Source organism: Vibrio sp. 10N.261.46.E11 (assembly GCF_041472735.1).
Lineage (GTDB): Bacteria > Pseudomonadota > Gammaproteobacteria > Enterobacterales > Vibrionaceae > Vibrio.
Genome location: NZ_JBFRQW010000020.1, coordinates 32,807 through 53,286, shown reverse-complemented (window position 1 = coordinate 53,286; position 20,480 = coordinate 32,807). Strand labels below are relative to the sequence as shown.

General features: G+C 43.9%; 20 protein-coding genes. 9 read left to right on the top strand and 11 right to left on the bottom strand.

Annotated features, from left to right (window positions below):
* Positions 1 to 196 precede the first annotated feature (196 nt).
* Positions 197 to 1,411, top strand: a complete 1,215-nt coding sequence (locus AB4407_RS07130) for a putative manganese transporter (RefSeq protein WP_372119885.1) — start codon at positions 197 to 199, stop codon at positions 1,409 to 1,411.
* Positions 1,412 to 1,662: 251 nt separating this feature from the next.
* Here AB4407_RS07130 and torA read toward each other — a convergent pair whose 3' ends face one another.
* From torA to torE, 3 genes are read right to left on the bottom strand one after another with little or no spacing between them, the layout of a single operon-like run.
* Positions 1,663 to 4,125 (bottom strand): trimethylamine-N-oxide reductase TorA, encoded by a 2,463-nt coding sequence (gene torA / locus AB4407_RS07125; protein ID WP_372119883.1) that lies wholly within the window; start codon positions 4,123 to 4,125, stop codon positions 1,663 to 1,665.
* A 24-nt stretch (positions 4,126 to 4,149) separates the two neighbouring features.
* Positions 4,150 to 5,331: a pentaheme c-type cytochrome TorC gene (torC, locus tag AB4407_RS07120; protein ID WP_004734592.1), complete on the bottom strand. Its 1,182-nt coding sequence runs from the start codon at positions 5,329 to 5,331 to the stop codon at positions 4,150 to 4,152.
* Between the two features lie 50 nt (positions 5,332 to 5,381).
* Entirely contained in the window at positions 5,382 to 5,564 is a 183-nt protein-coding gene (torE, locus tag AB4407_RS07115; protein ID WP_008222628.1) for a trimethylamine N-oxide reductase system protein TorE, read from the bottom strand.
* Between the two features lie 436 nt (positions 5,565 to 6,000).
* Between torE and AB4407_RS07110 the strand changes: the two genes are divergently transcribed.
* A complete protein-coding gene (locus AB4407_RS07110; RefSeq protein ID WP_372119881.1) occupies positions 6,001 to 6,795 on the top strand; it encodes an ABC transporter permease in 795 nt (264 codons plus the stop codon).
* A 354-nt stretch (positions 6,796 to 7,149) separates the two neighbouring features.
* Here AB4407_RS07110 and focA read toward each other — a convergent pair whose 3' ends face one another.
* Together focA and AB4407_RS07100 are read right to left on the bottom strand one after the other, a co-directional pair.
* A complete protein-coding gene (focA, locus tag AB4407_RS07105) occupies positions 7,150 to 7,992 on the bottom strand; it encodes a formate transporter FocA (RefSeq protein ID WP_048658323.1) in 843 nt (280 codons plus the stop codon).
* A gap of 362 nt (positions 7,993 to 8,354) precedes the next feature.
* Complete coding sequence (locus AB4407_RS07100) at positions 8,355 to 9,659, bottom strand: ATPase (protein WP_372119879.1); 1,305 nt, start codon at positions 9,657 to 9,659, stop codon at positions 8,355 to 8,357.
* A 259-nt stretch (positions 9,660 to 9,918) separates the two neighbouring features.
* Here AB4407_RS07100 and AB4407_RS07095 point away from each other — a divergent pair, with 259 nt between their 5' ends.
* The 3 genes from AB4407_RS07095 to AB4407_RS07085 all read left to right on the top strand — a co-directional run bounded on the left by AB4407_RS07095 (position 9,919) and on the right by AB4407_RS07085 (position 11,776).
* Positions 9,919 to 10,149 (top strand): TIGR02647 family protein, encoded by a 231-nt coding sequence (locus AB4407_RS07095; RefSeq protein ID WP_009848792.1) that lies wholly within the window; start codon positions 9,919 to 9,921, stop codon positions 10,147 to 10,149.
* A gap of 114 nt (positions 10,150 to 10,263) precedes the next feature.
* A complete protein-coding gene (locus tag AB4407_RS07090; RefSeq protein WP_372119877.1) occupies positions 10,264 to 11,118 on the top strand; it encodes an NAD(P)H-binding protein in 855 nt (284 codons plus the stop codon).
* A complete protein-coding gene (locus AB4407_RS07085) occupies positions 11,111 to 11,776 on the top strand; it encodes a YdcF family protein (RefSeq protein WP_372119875.1) in 666 nt (221 codons plus the stop codon). Before AB4407_RS07090 ends, AB4407_RS07085 begins: the two co-directional genes overlap by 8 nt.
* Positions 11,777 to 11,911: 135 nt before the next feature.
* On the opposite strand, the gene AB4407_RS07080 is transcribed toward AB4407_RS07085, so the two are convergent.
* Positions 11,912 to 12,490 carry a thymidine kinase gene (locus AB4407_RS07080; RefSeq protein ID WP_372119873.1) on the bottom strand — a complete coding sequence of 193 codons (579 nt, stop codon included), beginning with the start codon at positions 12,488 to 12,490 and terminating at the stop codon, positions 11,912 to 11,914.
* A gap of 97 nt (positions 12,491 to 12,587) precedes the next feature.
* Positions 12,588 to 13,973 (bottom strand): cysteine--tRNA ligase, encoded by a 1,386-nt coding sequence (cysS, locus tag AB4407_RS07075; protein WP_372119871.1) that lies wholly within the window; start codon positions 13,971 to 13,973, stop codon positions 12,588 to 12,590.
* A 190-nt stretch (positions 13,974 to 14,163) separates the two neighbouring features.
* Between cysS and AB4407_RS07070 the strand changes: the two genes are divergently transcribed.
* The 4 genes from AB4407_RS07070 (at position 14,164) to AB4407_RS07055 (ending at position 17,441) form a co-directional block, all read left to right on the top strand.
* The gene (locus AB4407_RS07070; protein ID WP_372119869.1) at positions 14,164 to 14,658 is read left to right on the top strand and encodes a peptidylprolyl isomerase; all 495 of its coding nucleotides are present in this window, start codon (positions 14,164 to 14,166) and stop codon (positions 14,656 to 14,658) included.
* Between the two features lie 76 nt (positions 14,659 to 14,734).
* Entirely contained in the window at positions 14,735 to 15,469 is a 735-nt protein-coding gene (gene lpxH, locus AB4407_RS07065) for a UDP-2,3-diacylglucosamine diphosphatase (RefSeq protein WP_372119867.1), read from the top strand.
* 123 nt (positions 15,470 to 15,592) lie between these two features.
* Positions 15,593 to 16,810 (top strand): EAL and HDOD domain-containing protein, encoded by a 1,218-nt coding sequence (locus tag AB4407_RS07060; RefSeq protein WP_372119865.1) that lies wholly within the window; start codon positions 15,593 to 15,595, stop codon positions 16,808 to 16,810.
* 118 nt (positions 16,811 to 16,928) lie between these two features.
* Positions 16,929 to 17,441, top strand: a complete 513-nt coding sequence (locus AB4407_RS07055; protein WP_372119863.1) for a YchJ family protein — start codon at positions 16,929 to 16,931, stop codon at positions 17,439 to 17,441.
* Positions 17,442 to 17,666: 225 nt separating this feature from the next.
* Here the strand turns inward: AB4407_RS07055 and hisIE are convergent, their stop codons facing one another.
* From hisIE to hisH, 4 genes are read right to left on the bottom strand one after another with little or no spacing between them, the layout of a single operon-like run.
* On the bottom strand, positions 17,667 to 18,317 hold the full coding sequence (gene hisIE, locus AB4407_RS07050) for a bifunctional phosphoribosyl-AMP cyclohydrolase/phosphoribosyl-ATP diphosphatase HisIE (RefSeq protein ID WP_065103833.1): 651 nt from the start codon (positions 18,315 to 18,317) through the stop codon (positions 17,667 to 17,669).
* The gene (gene hisF, locus AB4407_RS07045; RefSeq protein ID WP_372119861.1) at positions 18,314 to 19,087 is read right to left on the bottom strand and encodes an imidazole glycerol phosphate synthase subunit HisF; all 774 of its coding nucleotides are present in this window, start codon (positions 19,085 to 19,087) and stop codon (positions 18,314 to 18,316) included. The genes hisIE and hisF overlap by 4 nt, the downstream gene beginning before the upstream one ends.
* Positions 19,069 to 19,806 carry a 1-(5-phosphoribosyl)-5-[(5-phosphoribosylamino)methylideneamino]imidazole-4-carboxamide isomerase gene (hisA, locus tag AB4407_RS07040; RefSeq protein WP_372119859.1) on the bottom strand — a complete coding sequence of 246 codons (738 nt, stop codon included), beginning with the start codon at positions 19,804 to 19,806 and terminating at the stop codon, positions 19,069 to 19,071. Before hisA ends, hisF begins: the two co-directional genes overlap by 19 nt.
* 43 nt (positions 19,807 to 19,849) lie before the next feature.
* Positions 19,850 to 20,464 carry an imidazole glycerol phosphate synthase subunit HisH gene (gene hisH, locus AB4407_RS07035; RefSeq protein ID WP_372119857.1) on the bottom strand — a complete coding sequence of 205 codons (615 nt, stop codon included), beginning with the start codon at positions 20,462 to 20,464 and terminating at the stop codon, positions 19,850 to 19,852.
* Between the last annotated feature and the right edge of the window lie 16 nt (positions 20,465 to 20,480).

Here is a 20,480-nt window from a genome sequence, read left to right as displayed (position 1 = left end):
TTCCTATTACACTAACAATTATGACTCTACCTTTAGAGTCTCTCTTTATTGGGCATACTTTACCTCATTTTTTTAGATTGGTCATGTTTCGTGGGTTTAGCAATTGGTAACAAGAGATAAAAAAACAACTAATGCAATTGATAATTATTATCATTTGTATATGATTATCTTAATACACAAATTTTGAGTGACACTTATGGATCGACTAATCTCTTTTTTGCCAAGCAGCAGCGCTGCGAAAACAACTCAGTTTTCACTGTCTTTTAAGCGCCTGCTTTTACCTATTTCACTTGCGGCGTTAGTTGCAGCTCCTGCTACGCGAGAATTGACGGTCACTACCTTGTCTGACGCATTCTGGGCAGTCTCTTGTTATGTCGCTTTAACATTAGCCATTTACCACTGGTTAAGCTTGTACATCAACAAAGACAACGTCTTCAATAAGCTCGTGCATCAATCTCGTTCAAACCAAGTTGTATTCGCCGCGCTAATGGGGGCATTGCCAGGCTGTGGTGGTGCGATTGTGGTTACTACACAGTTTATATCCGGCAAACTTGGGTTCGGCGCGGTTGTTGCTGTACTTGTCTCCACCATGGGCGATGCTGCCTTCTTGTTGATAGCAAGTGAGCCTAAAACCGGTTTAGCTATGATGGCGATGGGCGTGATTGTGGGTACAGCGTCAGGTCGAATCATTAACCTATTCCATGCCGATGACTTCTTACGTCCAAAACAGGCTGAGCAAAATGAAGCCGTTCGCAGTTGCTCATCTCAATCCCAAGACAAAGAATCCGTCTCTAAAAAGGCGATCAACCTGCAAGGCTACCTATGGTCTGTGCTGATTATTCCCGGTGCTGCGGTGGCTCTACTTGGCTCTTTTCAAGTCGATGTTAACGAGTTGCTCGCGTTGCCTGAAATGTCGATGGAATGGGCGGGAACAATCTTACTGATTAGCTCAATGTTTCTATGGGGTCTGACCCGTGAAATTGAGGATTACAAATCAGCTGTGAGTGAGGACGAAAAATGTATGGGCTCTCATCCACTGCAAAAGACCGCTCAAGACACAAACTTTGTTACCGCTTGGGTGGTGGTTGCCTTTCTTTTCTTTGAATTTGGCTCTGTCATTGCAAATGTCGATTTTGCGACGTTATTCTCAAGTTGGGGGATCATGCTCCCCCTGGCTGGCGTGTTGATGGGTTTGCTACCGGGCTGTGGACCACAATTATTGGTCACTAGCTTATACCTTTCAGGCGCACTACCACTTTCGGCTCAGGTAGGTAACGCAATGTCAAATGATGGTGATGCACTATTTCCTGCGATTGCGATGGCACCGAAAGCAGCACTGGTCGCAACCTTGTATTCAAGTGTGCCCGCTTTAATCTGTGCTTATGGCTATTGGTTTATGTTTGAGATCTAACTTGATCAGAGTTAACTCCATAGGCTTCTGTAAGGTCGGTACTTTGTATCGGCCTTTTTGTTTCCGCGTCATTGCTTCTGTCACCTATCTCAAACAGCACGTTACAGCCTATCTCAAAAACGCCCTCTATTCGCCTTGTCACAAGGCTTATTAGAAACAGCAACACAGATATCTAAAATACAAAAAGCCCCTGTAAGAGCGCTTACAGGGGCTTTAATTCAAGCTTTAATCTTAGCTTTTAAGCGAGATGCTTAAGAAACTTCGATTGGACCACCGAATGAAGTTACTGGAGGCAGTTTGCCTTGGAACTTCTCGAAGTCTACCAAACATGTGTTTGCTGACGTTGCTTGAGCAAGTTCAGAGGTACCGATATCTTGAGTCAGTGTGTTTGGATCGCCGTATGTATCTAGCGCGCCCACTTTCTCGTTGATCGGACCGTACCAAGCACCTTCTTCGATACGAACAACACCAGGAGCATAGCTATCCATTAGAACAGCACCTGCTAGTAGTTGACCACGGTCATTGAACACACGTACTACGTCGCCATCTTTGATGCCTTTCTTCTTAGCATCGATTGGGTTGATGTAGATTGGCTCACGGCCTTGTACCGCGTAAGTCGCACGCCACTCTTCAGATTCACACATCTGAGAGTGAAGACGCTTGTCTGGGTGACAAGATTGTAGCCAGTACGGGTGTTTGTCAGAGCCTGGACCACCGTGTGAACGTTCAGATTTCTCAAACCACATTGGGTGTTCTTGACAGTGCTCGTAACCCATGTTGCCAACAGTACGGCTTGTGATTTCGATGAAACCAGAAGGCGTTCCTAGTGCGTTGATCTCTGGATCTTCACGGAATGAAGCATGACGAGTCCATGGCTTACCTTTACCGAAGTCTAGGAAACCTTTTTCCCAGAACTCAGCAAACTCAGGCATTTCGAAGCTACCTTCGTTTGAAGCGCGACATTCGTCGTACAGAGATTTAACCCACTGCATTTCGTCCATACCACGCGTGTAATCGTCGTAACGACCCCAACGCTTAGTTAGGCTAGACATGATCTCGAAGTCAGTCTTAGACTGGAACAGAGGATCAACTAGTTTGTGCATCGCGATCAAACCACGGCCAGAGTATGCACCGTAACCATCGATATCGTTACGCTCCCACTGAGTACATGCTGGAAGCACGATATCAGAGTGACGACAAGTTGCAGTCCAAGCGAAATCAACAGCTACTACAGTTTGTAGGCTCTTGAATGCTTTACGCATCTTGTTGCGATCTTGGTGGTGGTGCCACGGGTTGTTACCACTGAATACCATCATTTTGATATCAGGTAGTGTTACCGTTGAACCGTTCGCTTTGATCTTCTTACCTGGCTCTAGCAGGCTATCTACCCAACGAGCAACAGGGATTACGCGGCTGTAACCGTTGTAATCAGTGTTAGTGTGCTTAGGCGATTGACCTTGGTCGATGTTCAGCGGGAAAGAACCCGGAGCAGCGAAGCCAGTTGAAGATACACCGATACCTGAGTAGTGGTGACCGTAAGAAATACCGCCGCCAGGTAGACCAATTTGGCCAACCATTGCTGCGATAACTGCACACATCCAGTAAGGCTGTTCACCGTGCTCTTGACGTTGGATACTCCAACCCACAAGAATCTGTGTACGACCGTTAACCAGCATCTTAGCGAATTCACGGATAGAGTCCGCGCTTGCACCACAGATTTCTGCAGCCCATTCTGGTGTCTTCTCAACTTTATCTTTCGTTTCACCTTGAACGTACTTGATGAAGTCTTCAAAACCTAGACAGTAAGTTTCGATGAACTTCTTGTCGTATAGATCTTCGTTGTAAAGAACGTGAGCAACACCCAGCATGAACGCCACATCAGTTTGTGGGTTGATGTACATTTGCTCGTTTTCTAGGTAACGGCCTGTTTTGTTTTTAACAGGGTCAACAGAAACAACGTTGATCTCTTTCTTAGCAACTTTTTCTTTCAGCTGTTCTAGGTATGCGAACGACTCGTGCGTCTCACATGTCCAACCTACTTGCAGGTTTTTAACTGGATCGTTACCCCAAAGAACAATGTTGTCACTGTTTTCTAGGATAAGTTCCCAAGATGTACCTTGCGCGTAAACTTCAGTCGAACCTAGCACGTAAGGCATGATCGTTTGACCAGCACCTGTTGAGTAGTCACCGATTTTCTTCACAGAGTAACCGTGAAGTGCCATTGCACGTTGCATGTGGTTAGTACAGCTGTGGAACTGACCAGTTTGTCTCCAACCAGTTTGACCGGTGTGAAGCGCCCATGGACCGTAATCTTTCTGTACGCGCTCTAGTTCACGGTAAACAAGGTCTAGTGCCTCATCCCAAGTCACACGAATAAAGCGGTTGTTACCACGCGTGTCTGCGCTGTATTTATGCTTCTTCAACCAATCTAGGCGAACCATTGGGTAACGCACACGTGATGGGCTGTAGATAATACCTTTAATACCTTTCAACATCTCAGTTGGGTGTTGATCGATTTCTAGAGGTTTAATCTCTTGTACTTTACCCGCATAAACGCGAGCTCGGAATGCACCCCAGTGAGAGCCAGAGACTTTCCACGCGCCGTCTGTTTCTGCTGCAGACGCTGATGCCGACGCCAATAAGCTTGGACCGATAACCGATGCCGCACTTGTAGTAGCGACACCTTTCAGAAAACTTCTTCTTGTAATTGCCATTGTGTTACTCCAATTGACGTCTTATTAGTGATGGCCTTCAGAAAAATCTGATGAGTGCTTCTGTAGATACTTAAGAACAAGTGCTTCTGTATCTGTATCGAAGTTAACGAATGCAATCATACCATCTAACATGCCTACCCAACCGTTAGCGCTGAAGTGAGCTTCATCTGGCTGTGAGTGACACGTTGAACAGTTAGATTGGTACGCTTGACCCGCTGCGTTCCAGATAGGATCGAAGTTATCAACCATAGACTCTTTCTTCATCCAAAGTGCTAGGTTAACTTCTTCCCAAGGAAGACCAGTTAGCTCATCTTCTTTCTTCTCACCAACAGTGATTACGTCACTTTGAGATACTTCTTTCGTCAAGATTGCAGTCGAGATGTTCATACCGAAGTCTTCTTGGATTACACGTCCGAAGCCTTTCGCTTTACGCCAACCGTCGATTTGAATCTTAATCATGTCGCCTTTTTCGTCGATCACTGCAACTTTACTTGCAGGGCTTAATAGACCCGCTTCAACTGTTGCTGTCTCATCCGTATACATTGGTAGGTGACGAATAGAGATCACGTCAGAACCATTTGCGTAAGATGTGCTGCTTGCTACATTTTCTAGCTCGCCAACAATACCGCTTGCTGATGCCATATCTAATGGAAGGTTGTGAGCAATACCTTTGTGACAGTCAACACAGCTTTGATCACGCTCTGCCGCGTTTTTCATCTGGATACGCGCTGTTGGGCGCATGTTTTCGAAATCCATTGAATCGTAGTTGTGGCAGTTTTTACACTCTAGAGATTTGTTCGAAGAGAAACGATCCCATTCATGTTTAGCCAATTCGATACGACGAGCTTCGAATTTCTCAGGTGTATCTAGGTCACCAAATACTTGAGCGAATACTTCTTTAGATGCTTGCATCTTACGAGCGATTTTTGCTGTCCATTCATGTGGAACGTGACAGTCAGGACAAGTCGCGCGTACACCAGAAGTGTTTTTCCAGTGAACCGTTTCTTGTAGTTCTACGTATACGTTGTCACGCATGGTGTGACAGCTTACACAGAATTCTTCTGTATTTGTGTGCTCTAGAGCTGTGTTAAAACCGCCCCAGAAAATAACACCGGCGATAAAGCCACCCATAGTTAGTACACCAAGACTGATGTGTACCGCAGGGCGAGTCATTGTGCGCCATAATTTAACTAAAAATGATTTCATGTTTAGCTCTCTTAAATATTGATTTTAAAAAATGTTGTTACTAGAGGGCATTACATGCCGCCGTGAGCACCAGGAGGTCCGAATACAAACACTTGCAGTGCCCAAACTAGGAAGCCGTAGCCGCCTACAAAAGCCACACTTAATATTGGAAAGAGAACCACCGCGATGAAGAGGAAAGACTTCCACTCCAACGAGCGTTTTTCGCCAGTTTCAATTTTATTAACATCACTCATACATTTTGCCTATTTTGTATTTAGTAATTTCGAGTAACCCATTCTATGGGGCTAAAGTTCTTAAGTATCTAACAACAAATTTTAGACCATACTCAAAGTAGGGTTCAATCAAATCTCCCGTTATAACCCTTGCTAATCAATACTTTTTTGAGCTCATCCAAAGTTGTTTTTAGTTAAACAAAGTTATTAAAAAGTATTAACAAATGTGAAGAATTAAGTATATTTCACAAATGTTAAAATCCAACATTTTAGCAACCATTCGACAACCGATTTTAACTTTTTACCTACTAAGTAGTAGCCAAAAAAGCCTCAAACAACCACTATTTTGTATTTTGTTTGTTAAATAATTGATCGTTTTTCGAATTGGTGACTTTACAGTTAAAATGCATCATTTGGCACTTTCAGATATGATGGAGACCACTTAAAAGGAATCATTATGCAAGATGTTATTGATATATCTTGGTGGCAGTTATTGTTGTTCAGCTCACTTCTCTTGCTACCCATTACCATCAACTACAAGTTAAAACTCGGCCTTGGCAAAGAGGCTTCTGTCAGCATAATTCGTATGATTATTCAGCTATTTCTAGTGGGACTTTACCTAGAATACTTGTTCACCTTAAATAACTTATGGGTCAATTTGCTGTGGCTATTTGCAATGATCATCGTTGGGGCAAGCTCAATTGTTGAAAAATCTCGGCTCCCCAAAAATCTACTTTTAGCTCCTATAGCCATTAGCCTTGCTGTAACTTGTGTACCTATTGTCTTGTTTATCTGCTTTTTCATCATTAAACCGACACCGGTTTTTAACGCGCAGTACCTTATCCCTATTGCAGGGATGCTGTTAGGTAATAGCTTAAGCAGTAATATCGTGGCATTGCAGAACTTGTTTGGTGCTTTTGAAACGCAGAAATCAGAGTACGAAGCGGCTATCGCTTTGGGCGCGTCTCCTTCCTATGCAGCCGCGCCTTTTTTTCGTAATGCGATACAGAAAGCGATGTCACCGATTATGGCCTCTATGGCAACCACAGGCTTAGTCACGCTACCGGGAATGATGACAGGACAGATCTTAGGCGGTGCATCGCCAATGATCGCGATTAAGTATCAGTTGATGATCATGTTGGCTATTTTCGTGATGATGAGCTGCTCTTTGGCTCTTGCACTCCACCTATCATTGAAAGCTTCTCTAACCAAAGAAGGTCGAGTCCTAGCTCAAATACAACCTTCAAAATAACCTCCCCACTCCCTTTGGATCTGGTTACTCACTGAATTTGAGACAGGTTATCCACAGAAATTGTGGATAACCAAATCAAGATAGATCCTTTTTTGTCCACTTTCACCCGAGAAAAGATCATTACCGTTGATCCTTCGTTGTTTTCAAAGACATATACACATATGGTGAGCAGCGCTGTTGAGTGTTCAGATGATCATTAGAGGGGTGAAGAAGTAGGTTTTCCACAAATAAAAAACGGCCTGCAATGCAGACCGTCTTGTAAATGTCATAAGTCAGTTCAGTGTTTCCACTGAGCTTTAGCGCATCTCGTCAACTGAGTTAAGTACGCCACTTTTGTTGATAGAGCCACCTTTATTAGTCACGCAGGTAGATCAACCAATACCACATGCCGACAAAGATACCACCGCCAATGATGTTACCGATAGTAACGGGCAGCAAGTTGTTCATCAAAAAGTCCACCATGTTCAGATCAACATAGTCCGCTGGGTTAGCGCCTGTCATTGTCCAGAATTCAGCAGGAGCAAACGTTTTAATGCCGATAGCTAAAGGGACTTGGAACATATTCGCAATACAGTGCTCGAAACCAGCTGATACGAACATCGCAACAGGTAAAATCATTACCGCGATTTTGTCGGTAAGTGTACGTCCACTAAACGTCATCCATACTGCGATACAAACCAATACATTACACATTATACCAAGCGCGATAGCTTGGATAAAATCATGGTGCATCTTGTGTTGGGAAATCGCCATTGCATTTAAACCAACCTGGCCATGGTCAAACATGTACTGTTTGGTCAGAAGCATACATGCCACCAGCAACAATGCGCCAATCAAGTTACCTACATAAACCGTAGCCCAGTTCTTGACGAGCGTGCGCCAAGTAATTTTGCCACTCGCGCGAGCAACCAGAGTAAGCACCGAACTGGTAAATAACTCACCACCGGTAACAACAACGAGAATTAAGCCCAAGCTAAATGCAAGGCCACCTAATAGGCGAGTAATACCCCAAGGCAAATCACCAGCACCGGTCGTTACGATGGTGTAGAACACAAACGCAATACCGATATGGATGCCAGCTGAAATCGCTAGGAGAAAAGATTTGATTGGATCTTTAGTTGCTTTACCTACGCCAATATCTGCAGCGCGCTCAGCCATTTGTGGCGGTAATAATGAGTCAAATTGGTTTAGATTCATGATGATTTACATTTTGAAACATGTCGTCGGGAGCGCGATAATCCTCTCTTTCATTTCTGAATTCAAGAGCTATTTTAAGCTCGAATTTCCTTCAACAACTAAGAAAACGCCAAACCTTCAATGATATTGAAATTTCTTACGACTTTAATAGTAAAAAGAAAACTCTGATGAATGAAAACCTACCAACGATAAAAACAACACATCTATAAATATCAAAAAGTTACGTTAAAACCATAAGGATGGTGTACACTATATCCGTGTTTTGAGAGCTTTTCTTTTCAGATTTTGACATAGATCAACAGAACGTAAAAAAGCGCCTAGAGGCGCTTTTAAGTCAGTCACAAATAAAGACATTAGTGATGCTAAACCGAAGGTTCAATCACTTCTTCTGATGATAGTTCTAGAGCCGGGTTCTCTAGATTTGTTTCAATACTCGGCGAGATCGCATCAGAATCACTTTCGTTGGCAACTTTACCACCTAAGCTTTTCAAACTATCGACTAGTTCTTCTAAGCTTTTTATGTGAGCATCGCTCTTCGTAATCTGCTCACCGAGTAACTCACTATGCTTGGTTGCTTCAGACAATTGCTGTGCTTGCTTCTGGTTTTCAGATTCCAGGTTAGCCAATTGCTCAGTCAAAGTTTCAATTTCTGACTTTAATGACGCTGTCATATCAGAGCTTTTCAGCGCTTTAACACTTGCTACAATTTTCTGAGACTGAAGACGCAATACAACATCGCGATGATCTTCATTATTAACCACTCGTGAAATGCTCAATAGCTGATTCTCAGCATTCAAAACCGATTGTTCGAATCTGTCACCTTTAACACTCGAAAGCACTTTAACTTCATGAGCGACACTGCGCACGTGGTTTAATTCGAACTTAGCAGCGTGAACCGCGTCTTCAATGATCGACTTTTCACGAGGGCTGGCTTTCACTTGGCTTTCTGCCAACGCAATTTGAGATGCTGCCTTAGCAAACGTCAATGGAACAACATCATCAAAATCTTCATCTTCCAAGAACTCTAATTCGTTCTTCAAAGGTTCGATGTACTTCTTGTGGGCCACTTTAACTTCTAACAAACTCGCGTTATTTAGAAACTCTACCTGTGCTTCCTGAGCATCTTCAAGTTCGTCGACCAGCACGTACTCAAACAGCTCGCTGTATTCTGAATACAAGCGCTTGTAGCTCGATGCAAACATTGTGTCGGCACCAAGAAACTTTAAGTAATCCATTTGCACTATCGAGTCGGCTAATACTCTGTCAGCCTTTTCCTTTAGCACTAAGATCGAGTCATAATTTGATCGAATCAACGCGATTTTTTCATCAAAGGCTTCGGCGTAAGTTAATGTCGAAAAAATCGAGTAACTCTTGGTTAACCGTGTTTGATCTTTCAGTAAGTCCGTATAAATGCTTTCAGCATCATTCCAAGCGTCTAATAGTTCATTGTAATTCTCTGGAGCATAGAGAGACAATTGAGCGTGTTCTTCAAGCTTAGCCTCCCACTCGGAGTAAACACTTTGGACAGACTGAAATGAACGGACCTCTACTGTTGATTCATTGTTATTTGTGGTTTGGTTCGCGCCTGTCTGCTCTGAGGGTGTACTTTGACAACCTGAGATAGCAAATAGCATACAACTCATTAATGCTACTTTGTTCACTCTCACTGAAGCGTTTCCTTTTTATACAATATTAGCTGGATGCAATATATTTCTAGTGACACAATATATTACAACCACTTCCCAATAAACATCGTTCAGAATTTAAGTGGCTGCAAATCACGCAATATAACTAAAATAAACCCACCATGCGTTGATTTATCATTCAATTTGGTATCACTTATCAATTCTATTTATTTGCTATTGCTTGAGCCGTGAATGCGCACTAAGGTGAAGGTAGAGAACGTTATGAATATATAGGTTAATTATGAAGTACAACGCTGAACATATTGCTGATTTAAACCTCCTTCTTCAATTTGATGTAAGTAGCGCCGCTACTGGAATTAAAGTTCATCAAGAGGCTGCTCAAGAAACTCAAGACGCTGTTAAGCGCCTATTCGAAAAGAATCTTTGCACTCAGCCAGACGGTGGTTACCTAACAGATGAAGGCATCCAGATGGCAGAGCGCGCAGACAAGTTACTTCGCGTACTGAACTAAAACTCCACGGTTCTAGTAAAAACTCCACTCGCTTCGGCCGTGGAGTTTTTTCATTTTTGGCCAAAGGTTTGTTAGGCTTATTGTAAATTCGTCATTTGCAGTTGTGAGGAACACATGGCTTCTATATTTATTGTTGGTGCAGGATGGGTCGGTGCACCTTTATCTGAACATTTAGAAAAACATGGTAACCAAGTTGTGGTCACGAAAACGACCCAAGCAGGTGCAGACGCTGTTGGGAACAAACGAGTTCCATGTGAAGTGTTTAGTTTTGACTCATCAAAGCCAGATGAGACTATCGGCGAACTCTATTCGTTGTTACTCGAAAACAACACTGAGATAGTGATTGGTAGCTTCCCTCCAGGCTTTAGAAAGGGAGCAGGACAAGAGTACGCCGACTACTGGCAGCAACTCACCAATGCGTGTCAAAAGGCCAACGTTAAGAAGCTCATCATGGTCAGTTCAACAACCGTATACCCAACCAAACCTGGCGTATTGAACGAGCTGGATGCTTCACTCCCCCTTTCAACCTCAGGCAACGAGCTAGCGTCTTCATTTTCCGATAACGCGCGTGTTATGCTGCAAGCGGAACAGTCAGTGGTTGATTCTGGCATCGACTACACCATTCTTCGCTTTAGTGGATTGATTGGTCCGAACCGTCACCCATCGAGGTTTGCAAGTAAATTGAAGCAGGTTAGTACTCAAGCTCCTGCCAATATGCTTCACCTTAACGACGCGATTGGCGCAGTCGATTTCGCTATCAGTCAACTGCACAACGAAGTGGTCAACGTCACCACACCGAATACGGTGAGCAAAGCAGAGTTCTATGCCGCTGCACTAAAAAGTGCCAATAGCAGCGAACCACTTCCCCCTCTTGTCGATACGCCAGACAAACTGATCTCTTCGAAAAAGATTCTCGACTTAGGTTACTCGTTTAAATTCGAATCCACACTGGACGCACTTCATGACTGAGCAATCTACAGCTAAGAAAAATCCCAATATCAAACTGCATCGCTCAGTCGACACCCTTTGGAACTTTATGTCTATGGGTCACAAGGTTGAACCATCAGACTGTATTTTTGTGTTGTGCAGTAACGATACTCGTGTTGCTGAATACGCAGCCGAGCTTTATCACCAAAAGATAGCGCCTTACATCGTTTTTTCTGGTGGTATGGGACGCTTTACAGAAGGGAGCTTTGAACGTTCAGAAGCAGAAACGTTCGCGGCGATCGCACGAGACTGTGGTGTGCCTGACTTAGACATTATCATTGAGAAGCACGCAACAAACACTGGGGAAAATGTACGGTTTACCCACGAGCTACTGGCTCAGCGAGGATTATCACCGAAACGGCTGACCCTAGTTCAGAAGCCCTTCATGGAGAAACGCACTTACGCAACGTTCTGTAAGCAATGGCCTGACGAAACTTCCGAGATAAGAGTGACATCACAATGGCAGAATTGGGATGATTACTTTAACGAAGAGTTACCATTAGACATGGTGTTGGGTGCTCTCATTGCTGATTTCGAACGAATCAAGTCTTACCCCGCGCAAGGATTTCAGATTGAAATTCCGATTCCTGATGACGTTGAACATGCCTACCAAGCATTGAAGAAGCTGGGTTTCGAATAAAATTTTAAGTAGCGGAATACGCCTTTTCAGAAAACAAAAACGGTGGCACTTGGCCACCGTTTATTATTCTTAGCTATTACTTGGGCTTGTTGATTCCAGCTTTGTTCACTTAAGAAAAATCAACCAAAGAGCCGCTTATTTACCTAACGCTTCTTTATAGTGCAAACGACAAGCCGAAACATACTGGTCATTACCACCAATAGCCACTTGGTCACCTTCAGCAATCGCCACACCGTGCTCATCTGTACGAATTACCATATTGGCTTTACGACCACAGTGGCAAATCGTTTTCAGCTCAACTAACTTGTCGGCCCAAGACAATAAGTAACGGCTACCTTCAAACAGCTCACCCAAGAAGTCAGTGCGCAAACCGTAGCAAAGTACAGGAATGTGCAGCTTATCTACGACTTCTGTTAGTTGGTAAACCTGCTCTTTCGATAAAAACTGACACTCATCGATCAACACACAGTGACGCTTTTCCTGCTCGTTAAGCTCTTTAATTGCTTCAAAAAGGTTAGTATCACTTTTAAAAAGCTGAGCTTCTGATTGCAGACCAATTCGAGAGCTCACTTTACCAATACCGTAGCGATCATCTAATGCAGCCGTAAAGATCACTGGTGTCATACCACGTTCTTGGTAGTTGAATGAAGATTGAAGAAGCGTTGTTGACTTACCCGCATTCATTGCCGAGTAATAAAAATACATCTGAGCCACAGAAATATTCCTGTTAATTAAAAGTTGAAGATAAAAAGGTGAAATTAGAGAATTTTTGCTAGAAAAAAGGGCTGAAAATCAGCCCTTTTTATCAGATTTACTTACGACGCCAAGTCGTACCTTCTGGACCATCTTCCAGAACAATACCTAGCTCGTTCAGCTTATCACGTGCAAGATCGGCATTTGCCCAATCTTTCGAAGCACGAGAATCGTTGCGCAGTTTGATCAACGCTTCGATTTCAGCGACTTCATCATCGTTACCTGCTGCATCGCCTTGCAAGAAGGCTTCTGGATCTTGGTGCAGAATACCGATGATGTCTGCCAGTTCACGCATCAACGCACCTAGTGCACTTGCTTTTTCTATGCTTTCAGTCTTGATACGGTTGATTTCACGAGCCATTTCAAACAGCACTGAATAAGCTTCAGGTGTGTTGAAATCATCGTTCATCGCTGTAGAGAAACGAGTCACATACTCTTCACCACCAGCAGGGGCTGCGGTAACGTCTAGACCACGAAGTGATGTATAGAGACGTTCAAGTGATGCACGAGCCTGATTTAGGTTATCTTCGCTGTAGTTCAGTTGGCTACGGTAGTGACCAGACATCAGGAAGTAACGAACTGTCTCTGCATCGTAATGCTGAAGTACGTCACGGATAGTGAAGAAGTTACCCAGTGACTTAGACATTTTTTCTCTGTCTACCATCACCATGCCACTGTGCATCCAAGTATTCACATACTGGGTGCCATGTGCACAGCAAGATTGTGCGATTTCGTTCTCGTGGTGCGGGAACTGTAGATCCGAACCACCACCATGAATATCGAAGTGATTGCCAAGAATAGACGAGTTCATTGCTGAACATTCGATGTGCCAACCTGGACGACCTGGACCCCATGGTGATTCCCAAGTTGGTTCACCTGGCTTAGACATCTTCCAAACAACGAAATCTAGCGGGCTACGTTTTGCAGAATCGATGTCAACACGGGCGCCAGCTTGAAGCTGGTCAAGATCTTGCTTAGAAAGCTTACCGTATTCGTCAAACTTCCTAACTTCGAACATCACGTCACCGTTGCTTGCAACGTAAGCAAAGCCACGTTGAATTAGCTTTTCTACTAACTCAATGATCTCTGTGATGAATTCAGTCGCACGAGGTTCGACATCTGGGCGTTTCATGTTCAATGCATCGAAGTCCGCGTGCATTTCACCAATCAGACGCTCAGTCAGAGAGTCACAAGACTCGCCGTTTTCATTAGCGCGCTTGATGATTTTGTCATCGATATCAGTGATATTACGAACGAAATTCAAATCGTAACCAAGGTAACGCAGGTAACGAGTTACCACGTCAAATGAAACGAACGTACGGCCATGACCAATATGACAGAGATCGTATATGGTTACCCCACAGACATACATACCGACTTTGCCAGCTGTAATTGGTTTGAATTCCTCTTTCTGTCTTGTGAGCGTGTTATATATCTTCAGCATGATCTCTATCTATTTTATGGATTAATCAAAAATAAGCTCGCAGTATAACAAGTCATACCTTAATAGGTAATCCCCAAAAGCAGGAATTACTTTAAACATCTGAGTTAAGTGAATGATTTGATGATTTGAAAGTCCGCCAACATGCGCTAGAATTCGAACTTCATATTAAAAAGACAGTAAGGTAACAATCATGATCATCCTTCACACAAATTTTGGTGACATCAAAGTTCAACTTAACGAAGAAAAAGCACCAGAAACAAGCGCAAACTTCCTACAGTATTGCCGTGATGGTTTTTACGACAACACGCTATTCCACCGTGTTATCGATGGTTTCATGGTTCAAGGCGGCGGCATGACTTCTGGCCTTAAAGAAAAAACAACTCGCGCGACGATCAAGAACGAAGCGAACAACGGCCTAGCGAACAAAGTGGGTACACTAGCAATGGCTCGTACTATGGAACCACACTCAGCAAGCTCTCAGTTCTTCATCAACGTTAACGACAACTCTTTCCTAAACTTCCGTAGCGAAAGCCTAGATGGTTGGGGCTACTGTGTATTCGCAGAAGTTGTTGAAGGCATGGACGTAGTAAACAAGATCAAAGGTGTTAGCACGGGCTCTATGGGTATGCACCAAGACGTACCTCTAGAAGAAGTGATCATCACTGGTACGACAATCGAAGCTTAATTCACCGCTTTCGGTTAGTATTGATGAGCCGATAAAATCAGGATACAGGGAGCGAATCGCTCCCTTTTTTAGACCTATGAAAACATATTTTATATCAGATCTACACCTTGCTCCGTCGCGACAAGACATCACAGACTGCTTCTTAACCTTCATGAAGAACGAGGCCGTAGAAGCGGATGCACTCTACGTGTTGGGTGATCTTTTCGAATTCTGGATTGGTGACGACGATACAAGCGAGTTCGCGAATTCAATTCGCCAAACGTTTATAGACTTAGTTAACACTGGCGTACCTTGTTATTTCACACAAGGCAATCGCGACTTTTTAGTTGGCAAAAAATTTGCGAAACAAACAGGCGTACAGCTTCTAGATGAAGTTTCTACTATCGATATCTACGGACAAAAAGCAGTGGTATTGCATGGTGATACTCTGTGTACCGAAGATATAAAGTACCTCGCCTTTCGTGAAAAAGTTCATCAGCCCTGGTTACAATGGGTCTTTAATAGAATTCCATTTTTTATCAAAAAGAAAATTGTCTCCAAGGTTCAGTCTGATATCAAAGATGATAAGCAGACAAAATCACTCGACATCATGGATGTAACACAGCAAGAAGTCGAAAATGTGATGAAACAACACAACGTCGATTTGATGATCCACGGTCATACTCACCGTCCAGACATACACTCCTTCAGTGCTAACAATTGCACTAAAACCCGTGTCGTATTGGGTGATTGGTATACCCAAGGATCAGTTCTGGTGTTCACTCCGCAAAGTTTTGAACTACAGAATCGCGAGTTTAGCAATCGCTTTTAGCATCACGCTTAAACTTTCACTTTTATTATTATCATCGGTCAGATTTTCTTCACTTGTATATGGTAATTTCTCCTGAATTAGCTATTATTTGTCTATCAAAAATAAACCGAACACAGTACCAAGTTGAAATATTCATACGTAGCGCGTCAACCAATACTCGATGCAGACAAGAAGACCATAGGTTACGAGTTGCTATTTAGGGATGGTCCTAAGAACACTTTCCCTGAAGTAGAGCCGGAGCTCGCTACTAGCCGTTTGCTTTCCGACCACTTCTTATCTACCCACTATAATACATTGGGCGATAAGCTTGGATTCGTTAATTTTCCATATGCAAGCTTGGTTAACCTAGTCCCGACTCTATTTCCGAAAGAGAGCTTAGTTGTCGAGGTACTGGAAGACTGTGAGCCAACAGACGAACTGCTAGAAGCCATCATCACAATTTATGATGCGGGTTACACGATCGCGTTAGATGATTTTGTGCCTAGCAAAGCATGGAAACGCTTCTTACCTTACGTATCAATTATCAAATTCGACATACGTTTGATCTCAATCGCTAAAGCTGCGATGTTCATGAACACTCTGAAAGACTTGAATATCGAGTTTCTAGCGGAGAAAGTAGAAACTCACGAAGAATACCAAGAAGCAATCCAAGCCGGGTTTAACTACTTTCAAGGCTACTTTTTCAGTAAGCCGGAGATGATCCAAACTCGCGCATTAAACCCTGCTTTTTTAACCATTGTTCAACTGTTGAAAGAGATTGCCAACGATCCTATCAACTTTGCCGAAGTAGAGCGTTTGATTACCCTTGATATGACCATGTCGTATAAGCTGCTCTCTTACGTAAACTCTGCAGGTGGCTCATCAGCACCAATTCGTTCATTCCACCAAGCGCTTGTTTATCTTGGTGAGCAGAAGCTGCGTAAGTTAGTTTCACTGGTTGCTATCGCATCCGCGAAAGAAGATAAGCCAGACTCACTCTATGGTTTAGCCGTGATACGCGCGCGTCAATGTGAACTGTTGGTCGGAAAAATGAACGTTAAGGTTGAGCCCGGGCAAGCCTTTTTAACTGGCATGTTCTCGCTGCTCGACTCTCTATTCGATCTGCCACTAGAAAAAGTACTAGACTCGGTACCGATCGACGATGAAATTAAGCAAGCCCTGATTCAGCGTAAAGGCGTGTTAGGTGCTATTTTGGCGATGGTCGTTGCTTATGAGCAAGCTCGCTGGGATGAAGCAACACGCATTCGTAAACTGCTCAAACTTAACGAAGCGGAGCTAGGTCAAGCTTATGACGAAGCAACTTCTTGGGCCCAAGACCTGCTGTCTCCTACTTTGAAATAGTTCACGTCACACAGCAACTTCAATCGAAACTCAGCTTTGGTGAGCAGTCGTTTCTTGATAAACTCCAACACATTCATTTATGGCCTCTTAACAGAGGCCATTTTTACAGGATTTGACCATGTCTTTATGCCCATGTGGTAGCAAAAATACTTACCAACAGTGCTGTGAATCAGCGCACCTTCACCACAGTGCTGTTGAAACGCCTGAACAGTTGATGCGCTCTCGTTATTCAGCGCACGTGTTGGGTTTGGTTGACTATGTTGTTGCTACTTATCATCCAAGCTGCAACGCAGAAGCGCAGAGAGAAGGTATTGCCGAATCTATCGACAGTGATTGGGCAGGACTAGAAGTCATTGATACTGCGGCAGGCTCGCACCAAGACGAAGGCTTTGTTGAGTTTAAAGCTTACTTCAATGAAGAAGGCGTACAATACTGCATGCAAGAACGCTCTCGCTTTATACGTAAAGAAGGTCTTTGGTACTACATTGATGGTACCTTCCCAGAGCAGGAACAAACTACACAACCAGAAATTGACCCACGCTTAAATCAAACCGTTGAGAGCTTTAAAATCGGCCGTAATGATCCGTGTATTTGTGGCAGTGGTAAGAAATACAAGAAGTGCTGCGGGTAACTCGTTCGACTAAGAAGTCAGATTAAGAGAAGAGATTCCTGATGTCGCTTAGGCTCCTCGGAATGACGCAAAGTCAGAGGTTAGAAAAGTGACGTAGGGCTTAGAAATCTTGAAATCTTGAAATCTTGAAATCTTGAAAATTAAAAAACTAAAAAGCCCCGTAAACATGTTTGTTTGCGGGGCTTTTTTCTGTCTTTTACGCGGTTCTATTAATCTAAAGAGGGCTTACTTATGGCGCTCTTTTAGTTTGTTCACCACGTCGTTCATCGATAGGCCTTGGTCTTGTAAAAGAACCATCAAGTGATAAATCAAATCCGCAGATTCGCACACTAACTCCGCCTTATCGCCCGACGTCGCCGCAAGCGCGACTTCAACGCCTTCTTCGCCCACTTTTTGCGAAATACGCTTGGTGCCACGGGCATATAGGCTGGCAGTATAAGAAGATTCAGGATCGGCGTCCTTGCGGGCAGCCAGTAGCTGCTCAAGCTGATGAAGCCACACCATCTGAGACTCTTGTTGTTTGTCTCCGTCCCAGCACGTTGTTGTACCAGTGTGGCATGTTGGGCCAATGGGATTAACTTTAACCAGTAAGGTGTCGCTGTCACAGTCCAAGGCAATGTTTTGCAGTTGCAATACGTTGCCCGACGTTTCGCCTTTCGTCCAAAGACGCTCTTTGGTGCGAGAGAAAAACGTCACTTGGCCAGTCTCGCCTGTTTTCTCGAGTGCTGCAGGGTTCATGTATCCCATCATCAGCACTTGGCTAGATTGGTAATCTTGAACAATAGCTGGCACTAAGCCACCCACTTTTTCCCAATCAATACGCTCTGACAATGCGCCTACTTCTGTTTTTGATAAGCTTACGGGTTCAAAACTCATAGTCGCACCTCTACATCTTGTTGTTTTAAATACTGTTTAAGTTCACCAATATTGATGACTTGTTTGTGGAATACCGAAGCCGCAAGTGCTCCGTCCACGTTGGTCTTTTTATAAGCTTCAGCAAAGTGCTCCATCGCACCTGCGCCACCAGAAGCAATCAATGGAACGTTACATACTGAGCGAACCATGTTGAGTTGCTCGGTGTCGTAACCATTACGAACGCCATCTTGGTTCATCATGTTTAACACAATCTCACCTGCACCACGCTTCTGTACTTCTTGCACCCAATCTTTGGTTTCCCATTTGGTTGCTTTGGTACGCGCTTCATCGCCAGTAAATTGGTAAACCTGATATTTACCGGTTTCTTTATCGAAGTATGAATCGATACCAACAACGATACACTGCACGCCGAACTTATCAGCAAGGTCAGTGATCAGTTGCGGATTAGCCAATGCCGGTGAGTTAATTGACACTTTATCAGCACCAAACTCAAGAATGCGTGCTGCATCTTCCGCAGACTTAATACCACCAGCCACACAGAAAGGAATATCAATCACTTCTGCTACACGTTTCACCCAGCTCTTGTCGACGACACGACCATCACTCGATGCCGTGATATCGTAAAATACTAATTCATCAGCGCCCTCTTCTGCGTAGCGTTGTGCTAGCGGAACGATGTCACCAATAATTTCGTGGTTACGGAACTGAACGCCCTTAACCACCTGTCCGTCACGGACATCCAAACAAGGGATTATTCGCTTTGCCAACATACAAATGCCTCCTCTGCGGTAAACTTGCCGTCAAGTAACGCACGACCAACAATCACACCAGCAACACCGCTGCCTTTAAGCGCTTCGATATCCGCTAAGCTGCCAATGCCGCCCGATGATTGGAATTGTACTTGTGGGTACTGCTTACAAAGATCAACGTAAAGTTCTACGTTTGATCCTTCTAGCGTGCCATCACGTGAAATATCGGTACACAGAACGTGTTTAAGGCCAACCGTGAGGTAGTCTTCAATCAGCGCTTCAATCGTCACACCTGAATCTTCTTGCCAACCTGAAATCGCGACTTTACGTGTGCCGCTTTCGTCAATATTGATGTCCAGAGCCAGCACGATTTTTTCCGCACCGTACTTCTCCATCCAACCTTTAACCAAATCAGGTTGCTTAACTGCCGTAGAACCAACCACAACGCGCTGCGCGCCAGCTTCTAGCAGATCAACGACATCTTGTTCGTTACGCACACCACCACCAATCTGGATGTTCGCAGGCGTGCTAGCAAGTAGCTTAGCGATCAAGTCTAACTGACGAGCCGTTGTGTCTTTTGCGCCGGTTAAATCAACAAGGTGAAGCCAACCTGCGCCAGCTTGGTGATACAGGTTGAACTGCTCTGCTGGGTCTACTTTGTATTCTGTTACTTGCCCGTAGTCCCCTTGGAATAAGCGAACTACTTGGCCTTCAATTAAATCTAACGCGGGAATAATCATTTACATTCCTTATAGGGCAACGTTAGCCGCTGCCAAATCCTTATTACAATTCCAAGAAGTTCTGAATCAGCTTAGAGCCAGCTTTTGACGAACGCTCTGGATGGAACTGAACACCATAATAGTTGCCACTTTGCACCGCTGCTGTGAACGGATTACCGTAATCACATTGTGCGATAGTGTAATCACCCACCGGCATTGCGAAGCTATGTACAAAGTAGAAGTACTCGCCTTCTTCAATGTCTTTGAATAAAGGGTGGTTAGGTGTCGCGGTAACTGTGTTCCAACCCATGTGTGGTAGCGGTAAATCACCCGTTTCAAGTAAACGAACTTCACCATCACACAAGCCTAAACATTCAACTAACGCGTCAGCCTTTTGGCCTTTCTCTTGAGACAATTTGCCTAACAGCTGCATACCTAAACAAATACCTAGCAGAGGCTTCTCTACTTTCTTCACAAGAGAAACAAGGTCACGCTCTTGTAGGTTCTTCATTGCCTCACTTGCTGTGCCTACACCCGGTAGGAATAGCTTGTCCGCAGCAAGAACAACTTCTGGTTCTTTTGAAATTTCAACTGCGTAGCCTAGACGTTCAATCGCAAACTTCACCGAGGAAACATTGGCACAACCAGTATCAATAATAACGACTTTTTGATCTTTCATTGTTTTTCCTTGCTAA

Bases quoted from the DNA above. Each gene is read 5' to 3' on its own strand.
- AB4407_RS07130 (WP_372119885.1), top strand. From the start codon at position 197: ATGGATCGACTAATCTCTTTTTTGCCAAGCAGCAGCGCTGCGAAAACA.
- torA (WP_372119883.1), bottom strand. From the start codon at position 4,125: ATGGCAATTACAAGAAGAAGTTTTCTGAAAGGTGTCGCTACTACAAGT.
- torC (WP_004734592.1), bottom strand. From the start codon at position 5,331: ATGAAATCATTTTTAGTTAAATTATGGCGCACAATGACTCGCCCTGCG.
- torE (WP_008222628.1), bottom strand. From the start codon at position 5,564: ATGAGTGATGTTAATAAAATTGAAACTGGCGAAAAACGCTCGTTGGAG.
- AB4407_RS07110 (WP_372119881.1), top strand. From the start codon at position 6,001: ATGCAAGATGTTATTGATATATCTTGGTGGCAGTTATTGTTGTTCAGC.
- focA (WP_048658323.1), bottom strand. From the start codon at position 7,992: ATGAATCTAAACCAATTTGACTCATTATTACCGCCACAAATGGCTGAG.
- AB4407_RS07095 (WP_009848792.1), top strand. From the start codon at position 9,919: ATGAAGTACAACGCTGAACATATTGCTGATTTAAACCTCCTTCTTCAA.
- AB4407_RS07090 (WP_372119877.1), top strand. From the start codon at position 10,264: ATGGCTTCTATATTTATTGTTGGTGCAGGATGGGTCGGTGCACCTTTA.
- AB4407_RS07085 (WP_372119875.1), top strand. From the start codon at position 11,111: ATGACTGAGCAATCTACAGCTAAGAAAAATCCCAATATCAAACTGCAT.
- cysS (WP_372119871.1), bottom strand. From the start codon at position 13,973: ATGCTGAAGATATATAACACGCTCACAAGACAGAAAGAGGAATTCAAA.
- AB4407_RS07070 (WP_372119869.1), top strand. From the start codon at position 14,164: ATGATCATCCTTCACACAAATTTTGGTGACATCAAAGTTCAACTTAAC.
- lpxH (WP_372119867.1), top strand. From the start codon at position 14,735: ATGAAAACATATTTTATATCAGATCTACACCTTGCTCCGTCGCGACAA.
- AB4407_RS07055 (WP_372119863.1), top strand. From the start codon at position 16,929: ATGTCTTTATGCCCATGTGGTAGCAAAAATACTTACCAACAGTGCTGT.
- hisIE (WP_065103833.1), bottom strand. From the start codon at position 18,317: ATGAGTTTTGAACCCGTAAGCTTATCAAAAACAGAAGTAGGCGCATTG.
- hisF (WP_372119861.1), bottom strand. From the start codon at position 19,087: ATGTTGGCAAAGCGAATAATCCCTTGTTTGGATGTCCGTGACGGACAG.
- hisA (WP_372119859.1), bottom strand. From the start codon at position 19,806: ATGATTATTCCCGCGTTAGATTTAATTGAAGGCCAAGTAGTTCGCTTA.
- hisH (WP_372119857.1), bottom strand. From the start codon at position 20,464: ATGAAAGATCAAAAAGTCGTTATTATTGATACTGGTTGTGCCAATGTT.